Origin of the sequence: Novosphingobium kalidii, from assembly GCF_040534015.1 — a bacterium.
Taxonomy (GTDB): Bacteria; Pseudomonadota; Alphaproteobacteria; order Sphingomonadales; family Sphingomonadaceae; genus Novosphingobium; species Novosphingobium kalidii.
The window spans coordinates 60,105-73,369 of record NZ_JBEWLY010000007.1 but is presented as its reverse complement, the minus strand read 5'-3'; the positions used below and the strand labels follow the sequence as shown (position 1 = coordinate 73,369).

General features: G+C 64.1%; 14 protein-coding genes. 8 read left to right on the top strand and 6 right to left on the bottom strand.

The features are described 5' to 3' along the window. Position 1: 1 nt before the first annotated feature. From hisA to hisB, 3 genes are read right to left on the bottom strand one after another with little or no spacing between them, the layout of a single operon-like run. Positions 2 to 730 carry a 1-(5-phosphoribosyl)-5-[(5-phosphoribosylamino)methylideneamino]imidazole-4-carboxamide isomerase gene (hisA, locus tag ABVV53_RS02175; RefSeq protein WP_353982681.1) on the bottom strand — a complete coding sequence of 243 codons (729 nt, stop codon included), beginning with the start codon at positions 728 to 730 and terminating at the stop codon, positions 2 to 4. Positions 731 to 743: 13 nt separating this feature from the next. Beyond that, a complete protein-coding gene (hisH, locus tag ABVV53_RS02170) occupies positions 744 to 1,373 on the bottom strand; it encodes an imidazole glycerol phosphate synthase subunit HisH (protein ID WP_353982680.1) in 630 nt (209 codons plus the stop codon). Continuing rightward, entirely contained in the window at positions 1,366 to 1,959 is a 594-nt protein-coding gene (hisB, locus tag ABVV53_RS02165) for an imidazoleglycerol-phosphate dehydratase HisB (protein ID WP_353982679.1), read from the bottom strand. The genes hisH and hisB overlap by 8 nt, the downstream gene beginning before the upstream one ends. Before the next feature lie 179 nt (positions 1,960 to 2,138). On the opposite strand from hisB, the gene ABVV53_RS02160 reads away from it, so the two are divergent. From ABVV53_RS02160 to ABVV53_RS02135, 6 genes are all read left to right on the top strand, one after another. Then, the gene (locus ABVV53_RS02160) at positions 2,139 to 2,636 is read left to right on the top strand and encodes an SspB family protein (protein ID WP_353982678.1); all 498 of its coding nucleotides are present in this window, start codon (positions 2,139 to 2,141) and stop codon (positions 2,634 to 2,636) included. A 29-nt stretch (positions 2,637 to 2,665) separates the two neighbouring features. Further along, the gene (locus tag ABVV53_RS02155; protein ID WP_353982677.1) at positions 2,666 to 3,136 is read left to right on the top strand and encodes a hypothetical protein; all 471 of its coding nucleotides are present in this window, start codon (positions 2,666 to 2,668) and stop codon (positions 3,134 to 3,136) included. Between the two features lie 67 nt (positions 3,137 to 3,203). After that, positions 3,204 to 3,878, top strand: coding sequence for a guanylate kinase (gene gmk, locus ABVV53_RS02150; RefSeq protein WP_419956735.1), 675 nt, complete (start codon positions 3,204 to 3,206; stop codon positions 3,876 to 3,878). A gap of 122 nt (positions 3,879 to 4,000) precedes the next feature. Next, positions 4,001 to 4,837: a 2,3,4,5-tetrahydropyridine-2,6-dicarboxylate N-succinyltransferase gene (gene dapD, locus ABVV53_RS02145; RefSeq protein ID WP_353982675.1), complete on the top strand. Its 837-nt coding sequence runs from the start codon at positions 4,001 to 4,003 to the stop codon at positions 4,835 to 4,837. 99 nt (positions 4,838 to 4,936) lie between these two features. Further along, positions 4,937 to 5,167, top strand: a complete 231-nt coding sequence (locus ABVV53_RS02140; protein WP_353982674.1) for a hypothetical protein — start codon at positions 4,937 to 4,939, stop codon at positions 5,165 to 5,167. A 367-nt stretch (positions 5,168 to 5,534) separates the two neighbouring features. Continuing rightward, positions 5,535 to 6,878 (top strand): GGDEF domain-containing phosphodiesterase, encoded by a 1,344-nt coding sequence (locus tag ABVV53_RS02135; protein ID WP_353982673.1) that lies wholly within the window; start codon positions 5,535 to 5,537, stop codon positions 6,876 to 6,878. A gap of 51 nt (positions 6,879 to 6,929) precedes the next feature. Here the strand turns inward: ABVV53_RS02135 and ABVV53_RS02130 are convergent, their stop codons facing one another. Together ABVV53_RS02130 and ABVV53_RS02125 are read right to left on the bottom strand one after the other, a co-directional pair. Next, the gene (locus tag ABVV53_RS02130) at positions 6,930 to 7,325 is read right to left on the bottom strand and encodes a cupin domain-containing protein (RefSeq protein ID WP_353982672.1); all 396 of its coding nucleotides are present in this window, start codon (positions 7,323 to 7,325) and stop codon (positions 6,930 to 6,932) included. 38 nt (positions 7,326 to 7,363) lie between these two features. Further along, positions 7,364 to 8,227 (bottom strand): SDR family oxidoreductase, encoded by an 864-nt coding sequence (locus tag ABVV53_RS02125; RefSeq protein WP_353982671.1) that lies wholly within the window; start codon positions 8,225 to 8,227, stop codon positions 7,364 to 7,366. A 279-nt stretch (positions 8,228 to 8,506) separates the two neighbouring features. Between ABVV53_RS02125 and ABVV53_RS02120 the strand changes: the two genes are divergently transcribed. Together ABVV53_RS02120 and ABVV53_RS02115 are read left to right on the top strand one after the other, a co-directional pair. Further along, entirely contained in the window at positions 8,507 to 9,484 is a 978-nt protein-coding gene (locus ABVV53_RS02120; protein WP_353982670.1) for an SDR family oxidoreductase, read from the top strand. Between the two features lie 117 nt (positions 9,485 to 9,601). Continuing rightward, the gene (locus ABVV53_RS02115; RefSeq protein ID WP_353982669.1) at positions 9,602 to 12,286 is read left to right on the top strand and encodes a M1 family metallopeptidase; all 2,685 of its coding nucleotides are present in this window, start codon (positions 9,602 to 9,604) and stop codon (positions 12,284 to 12,286) included. Between the two features lie 68 nt (positions 12,287 to 12,354). Here ABVV53_RS02115 and ubiA read toward each other — a convergent pair whose 3' ends face one another. Beyond that, positions 12,355 to 13,254: a 4-hydroxybenzoate octaprenyltransferase gene (ubiA, locus tag ABVV53_RS02110; protein WP_353982668.1), complete on the bottom strand. Its 900-nt coding sequence runs from the start codon at positions 13,252 to 13,254 to the stop codon at positions 12,355 to 12,357. Positions 13,255 to 13,265: the final 11 nt, after the last annotated feature.

Genomic DNA, 13,265 nt, shown 5'->3' with positions numbered 1-13,265 from the left:
GCTACTCGCGCTCGCCCATGGCGATCGCCGCTGCGAGGTCGAGGCGGCCGTCATACAGGGCTCGACCGGTGATCACGCCCTCGATCCCATCACGGGCATGGAGCGTGAGCATGCGAATGTCATCGAGCCCCTTCACCCCGCCGCTGGCGATCACCGGCAAATCGGTGCGGCGTGCCAGATCCACCGTCGCCTCGACGTTGCAGCCCTTCAACATACCGTCGCGGCCGATATCGGTGAACAGCAGACTAGCGACACCGGCGTCCTCGAAGCGGCGAGCCATATCGACGATAGAGACATCCGAGACTTCGGCCCAGCCCTCCGTCGCAACCATGCCGTCACGCGCGTCGACTGCAACGACTATGCCGCCAGGATACTCACGCGCCATGTCCTTCACGAACTGCGGGTCCTTGAGCGCCGCAGTGCCCATCACCACGCGGCTTACGCCAAGATCGAACCATCCTGCGACCGCCTCGGGCGTGCGGATGCCGCCGCCAAGCTGCACATGACCAGGAAACACCTCCACGATCGCTTCGACGGCTTCGCGGTTCTCGGCCCGGCCGGCAAAGGACCCGTCGAGGTCCACCACGTGCAGATATTGCGATCCCGCCTCGGCAAAGAGCATGGCCTGCGCCGCAGGGTTGTCCCCATAGACCGTCGCTCGGTCCATATCTCCTTCGGCGAGACGGACGACCTGGCCCTGCTTGAGGTCGATGGCGGGGAAGACGATCATGCCAAACTATCCTTCAAGGCCGCCACTCCAGAAAGCGCGCCAGCAGGGAGAGGCCATACGCCTGGCTCTTCTCCGGGTGGAACTGCACGCCGACGACATTGTCTCGGGCGACTGCTGCGACGAGGCCGCCACCATGGTCGGTCATCGCGGCGACCGTGCGCCCATCTTCGGGTGCGAAGTGGTAGGAGTGCAGAAAATAGGCCTCGCCCGGCTCGATCAGTCCGGTTGCGGGATCATGGAGGCCAAGCGAGACGTCGTTCCAGCCCATGTGCGGCACCTTGATGGCGGGATCGGTCCGCTCGACCGGGCGGACTTCGCCTTCAATCCAGTCCAGACCGCGGGTCACGCCATGCTCCAGACCACGGGTGGCGAGCAGTTGCATGCCTACGCAAATACCGAGGAACGGTGCGCCGCCGATCTGCACCCGCTCGGTCATCGCCTCCACCAGATGCGGGATCGCCCGCAGCCCCTCGGCACACGCCTTGTACGAGCCAACCCCGGGCAGGACTATGCGGTCCGCAGCGCGCACGATGTCGGGATTAGACGTGACATGGACGTTGCTGGCGCCAGCAGCCGTGAGAGCGTTCGCGACTGAGTGAAGATTCCCCGCCCCGTAGTCGACGAGGGCCAGGACCTCAGCCACCGAGCTGCCCCTTGGTGGAAGGCACCGCATCCCCTTTGCGCGGGTCCAGCTCCACCGCTGCGCGCATGGCGCGCGCAAAGCCCTTGAAGATGGCTTCGCAGATGTGATGGTTGTTAGTGCCGTAGAGCAGTTCGATGTGCAGGGTGATGCCGACAGCCTGTCCGATTGAGTGGAACCAGTGCTCCACCAGTTCAGTGTCGAGTTCGCCCAGCTTCTCCTGCGTGAAGGCAGCCTTCCACACAAAATAGGGCCGACCCGAGATGTCCAGCGCTACGCGTGCCAGTGTCTCGTCCATCGGCGAATATGCGGAGCCGTAGCGGCCGATCCCGCGCTTATCACCCAGCGCCTCGGCAATCGCCTGCCCGATAGCAATGGCGCTGTCTTCGGCCGTATGATGCTGGTCGACGTGCAGGTCCCCCACCACGCGGCAGGAAATGTCGATAAGCGAATGGCGCGAGAACTGCTCGATCATATGATCGAGAAATCCGATACCGGTAGATATCTCGTAACGGCCAGTGCCATCGAGGTTCACCTCGACGGCAATGTCGGTCTCGTGCGTCTTGCGGGCGATCCGGGCGGTGCGCATGGGCGGCCTATAAGCTTGCCGGGCGAGGAATCAATTACCCTGATCGACTCGGCGCCGGGAGCCTGGTGAGCACAGTATCCGCCTTCTCCGCTGAAAAGAGGCTAGGAAACGACCGGGATTGTTGAAAATGCTTATCGAAGCGGCTTGACCGGCCGCGACTCGATGCGCAGTTAGGCGCGATGACCGAAACGCCCGACAGCCTCATTCCCTACGACGAGATCGTGCAGGAGGCGCTGCGCGCCGTCGTCGGCCGCGTGCTGGGCCAGGTTGTTGCAGGCGGCGGCACACTGCCAGGCAATCACCACTTCTACATCACCTTCAAAACCGGAGCGCCGGGAGTGTCGGTACCCACGGAACTGAAGGCGCGTTTCCCGGACGAAATGACCATCGTTCTCCAGAACAAGTTCTGGGACCTGATCGTGCGCGAGGATGCGTTCAGCGTAGGACTGAGCTTCAATCAGTTGCCCGCCAAGCTGGAAGTACCATTCTCGGCCATTACAGCTTTCGTCGACCCGGCCGTCGATTTCGGACTGCAGTTCCAAGCGATGGCCGTGGACGATGACGACAACGATCACGATCCGGACAACGACGGCGCGGAACGGGACGCCGCATCGCGCATTACTTCGAGTGAAGAAGGATCGAACGTCGTTTCGGTGGACTTCGGCAAAAAGAAGTAGCGGGCCTTCGGCCCGGGATCGGTGAGACGATGGGCAAGACCACGGTGGGCAAGGCAATGGGTGATATTTCGGCCAAAGGGCACGACGTCGCCCATGCCGCGAAGGACGTCGCGCATGCCGCGTCAGATAAGGCAAAGGCGATGCTCCCCGGCAAGCCGAGCGAGCTGCACGGCCCCAGCCCCAATCCCCACACCAATCTGCTGATCGCCGATGTCGCCCTTCGCGGCAGCGCCATGCTGGCCCGTCGTGCGGTCGAGCATGGCTTGCTCGGCTCGAAATACGCACCGCGCAAAGCCAAGGCCATTCTTCGCGGCCGCACCTTTGGCGAAACGCTGTTCCACACTGCCATAGCGCGTGTGGCGACGCGCTCGGTACCCGGAGCGATCCTCGTCGGTGGCGGCCTTCTCGCCAAGACTCTCTACGACCGCAGCAAGTCTCATGCTGCGCGAGTCGAGGGTGAGGAGGACTTGCACAAGATGGCCGAAAAGGGTGAGGAATAAGCGAACGGGTTGAGGGCCGGCCACCCGTCTGTCTTGATTTGCGTAAGCTGCAGCGCCATCAGCGGGCATGACCAGCCTAGACTCTCCCGCTCTATCCATCCCCGATTCCGACGCGCTCCACAGGCGCGGGTTGATGTTTATCCTCTCCTCGCCCTCGGGAGCGGGAAAGACGACGGTGGCACGCATGCTGCTTGCGCAGGATACGCGCCTGCACATGTCCGTTTCCGTCACCACTCGCGCGCCCCGTCCCGGTGAGGTCGACGGCCGGGACTACATCTTCGTCGAGCAAGCCGAGTTCGACCGCATGGCGGACGCGGGGATGTTCTTGGAGTGGGCGCACGTCTTCGGACACAGCTACGGCACGCCAAAGGCAGAGGTGAAAGCCGGCCTGAAGGACGGCAAGGACTACCTGTTCGATATCGACTGGCAGGGCACGCAGCAGCTCCACCAGAAGATGCAGGCTGACGTCGTCCGCGTTTTCCTGCTGCCTCCGAGCATCGACGAACTGCGCCGTCGCCTGAAAGCCCGCAACACAGACAGCTCGGACGTAATCGCCGCCCGCATGGAGCGCGCCAAGGCCGAGATCAGCCACTGGGACGCCTACGACTACGTGATCGTCAACGACAACATCGAGGTTTGCCATGCCAAGGTGGCGCAGATCCTGGCAGCCGAGCGCATGCGGCGGACCCGCCAGACAGGGCTGATCGGCTTCGTGCGCGAGATGACGTTACCCGACGCCTGAGACCCACGGGCTCCTGCCAACGCGGCCCCTGTCCTGTCCAGCTTGTCCTGTCGGGCTTGTCCTGTCAGGCCGCAGCGGATAGGCGCAGCAGCGCTATTCCTCTGTCGGAGAAAACCTCAGCCATGTCCCAACTTGAAGCCGCGATCGAATCCGCCTGGGAAGCGCGCGACACTGTCACGCCGGCGAGCGAAGACGTGCGCGGCCCTGTTGAGCAAGCGCTGGAATTGCTGGACACAGGCGCGGCCCGTGTTGCCGAGCCTGACGGCTCGGGTGGCTGGAAGGTCAACCAATGGCTGAAGAAGGCGGTGCTTCTCTCGTTCCGCCTGAACGACAACGCTCCTATCGAATACGGCGCCGGCGGCGCACCGGCGTTCGACAAGGTTCCACTCAAGTTCGCCGACTGGGACGCGGAGCGCTTCCGCGAGGCTGGCTTCCGGGTGGTACCCGGCGCGATCGCTCGCCGCGGAGCCTTCATTGCCAAGGGCGTCGTCCTTATGCCCAGCTTCGTCAATATCGGGGCCTACGTCGGCGAGGGCACCATGGTCGACACTTGGGCAACCGTCGGCTCGTGCGCGCAGATCGGTCGCAACGTCCATATCTCCGGTGGCGCCGGGATCGGTGGCGTGCTGGAGCCACTCCAGGCAGGGCCCGTAGTCATCGAGGACAACTGCTTCATCGGCGCCCGTTCGGAAGTGGCCGAGGGTGTCGTGATCGGCGAAGGGTCGGTGCTTTCGATGGGCGTGTTTATCGGTGCATCGACGAAGATCGTGAACCGTTCGACCGGCGAAGTGCACATAGGCCGCGTCCCGCCCTACTCCGTCGTGGTCCCGGGATCGCTGCCCGGCAAGCCTTTGCCCGATGGAACGCCTGGCCCGTCGCTTTACTGCGCGGTCATCGTTAAGACCGTCGATGCGCAGACACGATCCAAGACCGGAATCAACGAACTTCTGCGGGACTGACCGGACCACGTCGGGTCGGCCGACGGAACGGCCGACCCACTGGTGCGTTGCCTTGTTGAGAGTTCCGCCATTGGCGGCATCGCAGCGAGGAGATACGCCATGGAAAACGAAGGACGCGAAGTCCACATCGAACGCAACGACGCTCGGGCGGGAAGCACACCGCACATCGTTCGCTATGTTCTGCTGATTGGCCTTGGGCTGGCCATCGTCGCGCTGACGGTGGTGTGGGTCACGGGCGCGATGAACGCGAATCAGAGCGGCAGCCGTTATGACGATTCCGTGCGAGCAGCCGCCGAACAGGAGCAGCGCGAAATGCAGCAGCAGCAGTAAGCCACTACCTGCAGGATAGGTCCGCAGCCCCTGCTGCGATCAAGACCTTGTATCCCTTCAAGAGCCGGACCGGCGCGAAAGCGACGGTCCGGCTCTTGCCGTTTATGCGTTGCTCGCTCGCCGGCTGCTGCAGCCGCGCTAACGTTGGTAAATGCCACCTTAACCCCCAGCGTTAGGAAACTCTTAACGGGCTCAGCAAGACACATGGGCTGGTGGGGGCAACGAGAGGATGATGACTCATGCCTAAGTCTTTCCGGATCGAGGCAAGAGTAGAAGCCGTACGTGTTGAGCGCGCGCCCTCCTCGCTTTCACGGCAGGCGCATGCAGCCGCTGCACAGGCACGAGTGCTGAAACCGGCGCTATCCACATGAAGTGGGATGGTCAGGCACGATCAGACACTCCGGCGTTCGTCGCGAGCACCAGCGACTGGCTGGATCCACGCGAATGCGCGGAGGTGGTGGACGGTGCCCTGCGGGCGTTGCCCCAGGAAAAACACCTGGGGCTGCTCTTCCTGGAAGTGCGCGGCCTGAGCGAGCAACTCGATCTGCTCCTCAGCTCAGGTGAGAGTAGCCCGCTTCACACCGTTGTCTCTCTCGCCGCCGCGCTACCGCCTTGCACACGCATGGCACGGCTCGGACGCGAGACGCTCGCGCTGATCTTCCCGAGCCTCACGTCTCTTGCCGAAGCGGAGCGCCTGGCTCAGGCGGTCGCGTCGGGTCCGCTGCTTATTGGCGGCACCTGGGCTCCACCGGTGCCTCTGGACACCCGGTCCGGCCTCGCGGTCGCCCCCGGTCACGGGCAGTCCTTCAATACCCTGCTGGCCCGCGCGGAACTCGCCGTCATCGAGCTTCGGCGCCAGAATGCCTCGAGTTTCGCCACTTATCGCTCCGATTTTCATACGCGGGCGTTGCGCCGACGCCGGCTTCGGCAGGATCTGGAACGTGCGGAAGAGGAGGGGCAGTTTGAGCTGTTCTATCAGCCGCAGATCGACCTTTCGACTGGCAGGACGATCGGCATGGAAGCGCTTCTGCGTTGGCGGCATCCGGCCTACGGGCTTCTGCCGCCAAACGGCTTTTTAGCAGAACTGGAGCAGATGCCGCAGGCCAAGCGAGTGGACAAGTGGGTGCTCCAGGCTGCCACGGCGCAAGCGGCAGCCTGGAGCGGAGCTCAGCCGCTGCGCGTTGCGATCAATATCTTTCCTGATCGCCTTGGCCCCGAGTTGGTGCAGGACGTGGAGCGGGCGCTCGACGCGCATCACCTCGCGCCGGAAGCACTGGAGATCGAGATCACCGAACGCCACGCGCTGGACGACCTGGACGGCGCGGCCTCCACGGTGCGATCGCTTCGTAATCTGGGTGTATCAGTGGCGCTTGACGATTTCGGGACCGGTTTCGCTTCGCTCAGCGCGATCAGCGCTCTCGACGTCAACCGGCTCAAGATCGACCGCAGCTTCGTGTCCGACATGCTCACGAACGGCAAGAGCGTGGCCATCATTGCAACGCTCATCGAACTGGGTCGCCGCATCGAAATGTCGATTCTGGCCGAAGGCATAGAAACCGCTGAGCAGCGCGACCTGCTGCACGCCTTCGGCTGCAACGAAGGCCAGGGCTACCTCTTCGGAAAACCCGGCCCGCCGGAACTGCTGTGGCCTACAGGCGTATCGCCCGCAGCAGCCGTACCGCATGCCGAAACCTGCACCGGACCGGCCTGACAGAGCGCTCACCGACGCCGAAGACGTGTCGGTGAGCGCTCCGCAATATGGCTATTCGGTGGTTTGCCCGTCGAAGTGCTCGTGCGAGGAATCCGCGGCGGCCTTTGTTTTGTGGACGGTGCCATCGATGTGCTCGGGCGGACCGTAGATGGTGTAGAGGCGCAGCGGCTCTTCTCCGGTAGATTTCACGTTGTGGCGCGCGCCCTGAGGCACGATGACGCCATCGTCGGCCTTCACCTTGTTGCAGACGCCGTCGATCCAGACTTCGCCCTCGCCCTGCTCGATGCGGAAGAACTGATCGCGGTCGTCGTGCACTTCCTCGCCGATCTCGTCGCCGGGCTCGATGGACATCAGCACCAGTTGCAGGTTGTGCCCGGTGTAAAGAACTCGTCGGAAATCGGTGTTGTCCTCCGTGAGCTCTTCGATGTTTCCGTGGAAACCCTTCATCTCGTCTTGTCTCCTTAAGCCTCTTGGCCAGATCCTGACTATATCAGCGGTTTACCGCCCGTCACCGCTATCGTTGCGCCCGAGACATAGCTTGCCTCGTCCGTCGCCAGCATCACGTAAGCAGGGGCGAGCTCCTTCGGCTGGGCAGGCCGCCCTATCGGCGTGTTCTTGCCGAACTCCTTCACCTGCTCGACCGGCATGGTGGAGGGAATGAGCGGGGTCCAGACAGGACCGGGTGCCACGCAGTTCACGCGAATGCCCTTGCTGCCCAGCAATTGCGCCAGCCCTCCGGTGAAGTTCTGGATCGCGCCCTTTGTCGTCGCATAAGGGAGCAGAGTCGGCTTCGGAGTATCGGCGTTGATCGAGGTTGTGTTGATAATCGCGCTGCCCTCTTTCATGTGCGGGAGAGCGGCCTTGGCGAGATAGAACATCGCGTGGATATTGGTGGCGAAGGTCTTGTCCCACTCCTCGTCCGGAATGTCTTCCAGCGCCTCGAAGGTCATCTGGTGCGCGGCATTGTTCACCAGGATGTCTACCCGGCCGAACGCCTCAACGGCCTTGTCGATGATCGCGCGGCAGTGCTCCGCCCTGCTGATGTCGCCGGGGACGAGGACGGCCTTGCGCCCCGCCTGCTCGACCCAGCGCGCGGTCTCCTGCGCGTCTTCGTCTTCGCACAGATAGGAGATGAGCACGTCCGCGCCTTCGCGCGCAAACGCGATTGCGACGGCGCGGCCGATCCCACTGTCTCCGCCGGTGATAATCGCCTTCTTGCCTTCGAGCCGACCGGAGCCGCGATAGCTCTCTTCGCCGTGGTCCGGCTTCGGGTCCATCTGCGCGGTCTTGCCCGGCACGTCCTGCTGTTGTTCGGGTAGTGGTGGCTTCACCATCTTGTCGTTCGGCATGGGCTTCGCTCCTCTTGGAAGGTTCTGCCGCATGGAAGCGCGGAGCATGCAGGCGGTTCCGTCTCTGTCAAATCGAGGCGGACGACTTGGGCTCGGCCGTGTGCGAAGTACGCTGACAGCTTTTACGCACTGGGCCGGCTTCGCACGCGTTCGGCGCACGCGAAAAGCGGCCGCTCGCATCTCAGGAACTTCGAGCCACTGCGTCTTGTTCTGAACTACGCCGGACAGATTCCCCGGTCGATGATCTGAGGAGGACGAATGGCGCAAGGGAAGCACAACGTGAGCAAGCGTCGCACTGCCGTTATCACCGGCGCCTCCAGCGGCATCGGCCAAGCGACCGCCGAGCTGTTCGCGAGCAAGGGCTGGTCCCTGGTCCTGGCGGCCCGAAGTGCGCCGGATCTGGAATCGGTCGCGCAGCGGTGCCGCATAGCAGGCGCCGAGGTTCTGGTAGTCCCAACCGATGTGAGCGATGCTCAGGCCGTGGCGGCACTCGCCACGGCAGCCCAGGCGTTTGCGGACGGGATCGACTTGTGGTTCAGCAACGTCGGGGTTGGCGCTGTCGGCAAGTTCCTGGAAGTTCCGATCGAGACGCATGACCAGATCATCCGGTCCAACTTGATCGGCCACATGAACGATGCACATGCGGCCCTGCCGATCTTTATCGCGCAAGGGCACGGCGTGTTCGTCAACATGATCTCTGTGGGAGGCTTCACTGCGGCCCCCTTCGCCACGTCCTACTCTGCCAGCAAATTCGGGCTCAGAGGCTTTTCCAAGGCGCTGCGAGCAGAACTGGCCGATTACCCGGACGTTCACCTTTGCGACGTCTACCCCTCCTTCGTGGATACCCCTGCCCTGCGCCACGCCGGCAATTACACGGGCAAGGCCCTTTCCGCGCCTCCGCCGCTGCTAGATCCGCGGCGTGTGGCCGAAGCGGTGGCGCGCCTGGCTGATCACCCCCGCTCCAGCGTCATGATTGGCGCGCCGACGTGGGCTGCACGCTTCACTCATTCCATTTCGCCCGCGCTCAACACGCGCAGCATGAAGGCCGCGTTTGAGCGCTATTTCGCGTCTGCGGGCGCGGCTCCGATCACTGATGGCAACGTGCTCTCCCCCCCGGAAGACGGAGCCATGATCGATGGTGGCATGCGCGCTTCGCCGCCCAAGCGAGCGGCAGGGTTTGGGCTTGCAGGCGCTGCGGGAGCCATCGCGGTCGGCGCAGTGGCCCTGCTGGTGAAGCGAGGGGCCCGCCGTCACTAGCCTCTGCCTGCGCGACCAACGGAGCGATTTTCGCGGCACTCTGGATTGCCGGCACGGGCCGCGCTAGGACTGTAGCAGCTCGTCACATCGCTGACGCCTTCGGAGCAGCTTATCCCCATGCGCCCAGCCTTCCGTTCCTTTGCAACCGCTTCGGCGGTGATTGCCCTCGCCTTTGCCCACCCCGCGTTTTCCCAATCCCCGTCATCGCCTTCCTCACAGCAGCTAGCGCCGCTGCCGGAGACCGTGCCCAGCGATCTGCCGCGCAATGCCCGGCCGACGCACTACGATATCGAAGTGACCCCGGATGCCAAGGCGCTCACCTTCACGGGCCAGGCGGGCATCGATCTTGTCGTGTTCACGGCCAGCGATACGCTCACGCTGCACGGCAACGGCCTGACGGTCTCTTCCGCCAGCCTGAAGCCTGCACAAGGCGCGGCCATTCCCTTGCGCGTCACTGCCGACGAGAAGAGCCAGACGCTTCGCTTCGTCGCCGCCAACCCGATCCAGCCCGGTAACTACCGGCTCGACGTGAGCTATGCCGGCACCATCGGCCAGCAGCCCTCCGGCCTTTTCGCGCTCGACTATCCTGACAAGCGCACCGGCAAGGAGGTACGTGGGCTGTTCACCCAGTTCGAGGCGCCCGACGCCCGGCGCTTCGTGCCCAGCTTCGACGAGCCCAGCTACAAGGCCACCTTCGACCTTGCGGCCGTTGTTCCGGCCGATCGCATGGCGGTGAGCAACATGCCGGTCTCGCGCGAGGAGACGCTGCCTGGCGGCCGCAAGCGAGTGACCTTCGCCACCACGCCGCGCATGAGTTCGTATCTGCTGTTCTTCGCCTTGGGCGACTTCGAACGTTCGACCAAGACGGCGGCTGACGGTGTCGAGGCAGGTATCGTCGCGCCAACCGGCAGCGGCAACCAAGCCGACTATGCACGGGAATCGCTGGCCGAGGTTCTGCCGTGGTTCGATGACTACTTCGGCGTGAAATATCCGCTGCCCAAGCTCGACAACGTCGTGGCACCAGGCAGTTCACAGTTCTTCGGCGCGATGGAGAACTGGGGCGCGATCATGACCTTCGAGCGCATCCTCCTCCTCGATCCCGCGACCACCAGCCCAACCGGCAAGCAAGACATCTACAGCGTTCAGGCGCATGAGACCGCACACCAGTGGTTCGGCAATCTCGTGACGATGTCCTGGTGGGACGATATCTGGCTGAACGAAGGCTTCGCAAGCTGGATGGCCGACAAGGTCACGGCGCACTTCAATCCCGAATGGAGCTGGGAGCTCGGCGGGATTGACGGGCGTGAGGCCGCCATGGCGCTCGACGCGCTGCCGACGACGCACCCGGTGGTCCAGCAAGTCCGCACCGCGTCCGAGATGGAACAGGCCTTCGACGCCATCACGTACCAGAAGGGACAGGCGATCATCGCCATGCTCGAGGATTACGTGGGCGCCAACACCTGGCGTGAGGGCATGCGCAGCTACATGCGCCGCCACGCCTACTCGAACACCGTGAGCAAGGATCTTTGGTCGGCGATCGAGGGCGCGGGCGGCAAGGACGTCGACCTGATCGCGCAAGCCTTTACGCATACTCCCGGCGTGCCTCTGCTGCGGGTGAAGGCCGTGCGATGCGAGGGCGGAAACAGCCAGCTTGACCTGGCGCAGGATGCTTTCTCGCTCGATCCAGGCGCGCGAGGGGGGGAAAAGCCGACGTGGCCCATGCCGCTGCTGATCCAAGTGGGCCAGAACGATCCTGCACGCCACTTGATGACTGCCAAGACCGACAAGGTCGTGCTGCCGGGCTGCGGGCCGGTGCTCGTGAACAGCGGGCAGCTTGGGTACTACCGCACGCTCTATGACGACGCCTCACTGAACAAGCTGGTTTCGACTTTCGGCTCTCTGGCAACGGTCGATCAGTATGGCCTCGTGCGCGACAACCTGTCGCTCTCGCTGGCGGGATACCAGGACATGTCGGCGGGCCTCAGGCTCCTCGCCTCAGTCCCCGGGACGGCCGACGCAGCTTTGGCCACCAGCGCGGCCGAGCAGTGGCAAGGCCTCTACGGCATTCTGGAGGAGGGTCCCGCTCGCAAGCAGCTGGCGTCTTTGATCTCCAGGACCTGGGCGCCTAAACTGGAGCAACTTGGCTTCGAACCTCGCGCAGATGAGCCGCTGAACCAGACCAAGCTGCGCGCGCAGCTGATCCGAACGCTGGGCACGGTAGGCGATCCGCGGGTGGTAGCCGAGGCGCGCCGCCGGCTCCAAACGCTTGCGACGGATCCCGCATCGCTTGACGGTCCGCTCAAGGGCACGTGGCTATCCGTGGCGGCGAAGAACGCCACCCGCAGCGACTGGAAGCTCCTGCGCGAACAAGCCGCCAAGGCGGACGGCCTGGTAGAGCGCCAGCTGTACTACAGCAGCCTGGGTCTCGCACAGGACGAGGCGCTCGCGCGGCAGGCGCTGGCGTTTTCCATCTCCGGCAAACCGGACGTAACCAGTGCACCCCAGATCATCACGTCGGTTGCGCAGGCGTATCCGGAAATGGCGTTCGACTTTGTGCGCGCCAACCAGAAAGCTGTCGACAAGCTGATCGAGCGACCCGGACGTCCCCGTTTCTTCGCAAGAGTCGTGGGATCGAGCACCGATCAGGCGATGGTCGGCAAGTTGACAGAGTACGCAGCAACCCTGCCGGAGGATGAGGCCAAGCCGGTGATCCAGGCTCTGACAGGTCTGAACCAACGGCTCGCCAATCGTCCGCGCCAGCGCGAACAGCTGGCGGCGTGGCTGCAGAAAGCGCCGCGCTGATTCGGCGCTGCGGTCGCGCTCTCTCACGTCGGAGCGCGCGACCGCAGCTCGCTAGCGCTAAACGGGGGTCAGGCGTTCCCCGCGACCCAGCAGGCGAGCGCCATGAGCAGGCCGGCAAAGCGATTGGCACGAAAGCGCGCCAGCGCGTTGCCACCATCCTGGGCATTGAGCGTCAACACCTGCCAAGCAAGGTGCACGGCCATGGGCGCCAATGCCAGCAGCGCGATCCAGTCCCAGCGCAGCAGCCAGAACGCGCATGCCCAACAGGCGATCGCTAGGGCATAGAAGGCCGCCACCCCGCCTCGCACATGGGCGCCCAGCCGCAGGGCTGAGGAGCGTACGCCGACCAGAGCGTCGTCCTCACGATCCTGCAAGGCATAGATCGTGTCATAGCCGATCACCCAAGCCATCGATCCGGAGTAGAGCAGCGCGAGTGTCGCCATTCCGTCGCCGCGCACTTCGACCCAGCCCACCAGCGCCGCCCACGAGAACACCAGCCCCAGCCACGCCTGCGGCCACCATGTGATGCGCTTCATGAAGGGATAGGCGGCGACCGGCAACACGCTGGCGACTGCGACAAGCTGTGCCTGCCACCGCAACTGCAGCAGGACGAGGAGACCGACGAGGCAAAGTACCAGAAGCCAGATCCAAGCAACTTTCGTCGTCACGCGCCCGCTCGCCACCGGCCTTGCCGCCGTGCGGGCGACTTGGCGGTCGATATCGGCATCGACGATGTCGTTGTAGACGCAACCCGCGCCGCGCATCGCGACTGCGCCGAGCAGCAGCCAGGCGATAAGGCCCCACCGGTCCTCACCGCCGGCGAGCAGCACACCCCATGCTCCGGGCCAGAACAACAGCCACCAACCGATGGGCCGGTCAAACCGCGCCAGCAGCGCCAGGTCTCGTAGTTGCGGAGGCAGCGCGGCGACGAGGCCACGGTGCTGCGTATCGGGAACGATCTGCGCCATGCCAGCGACGA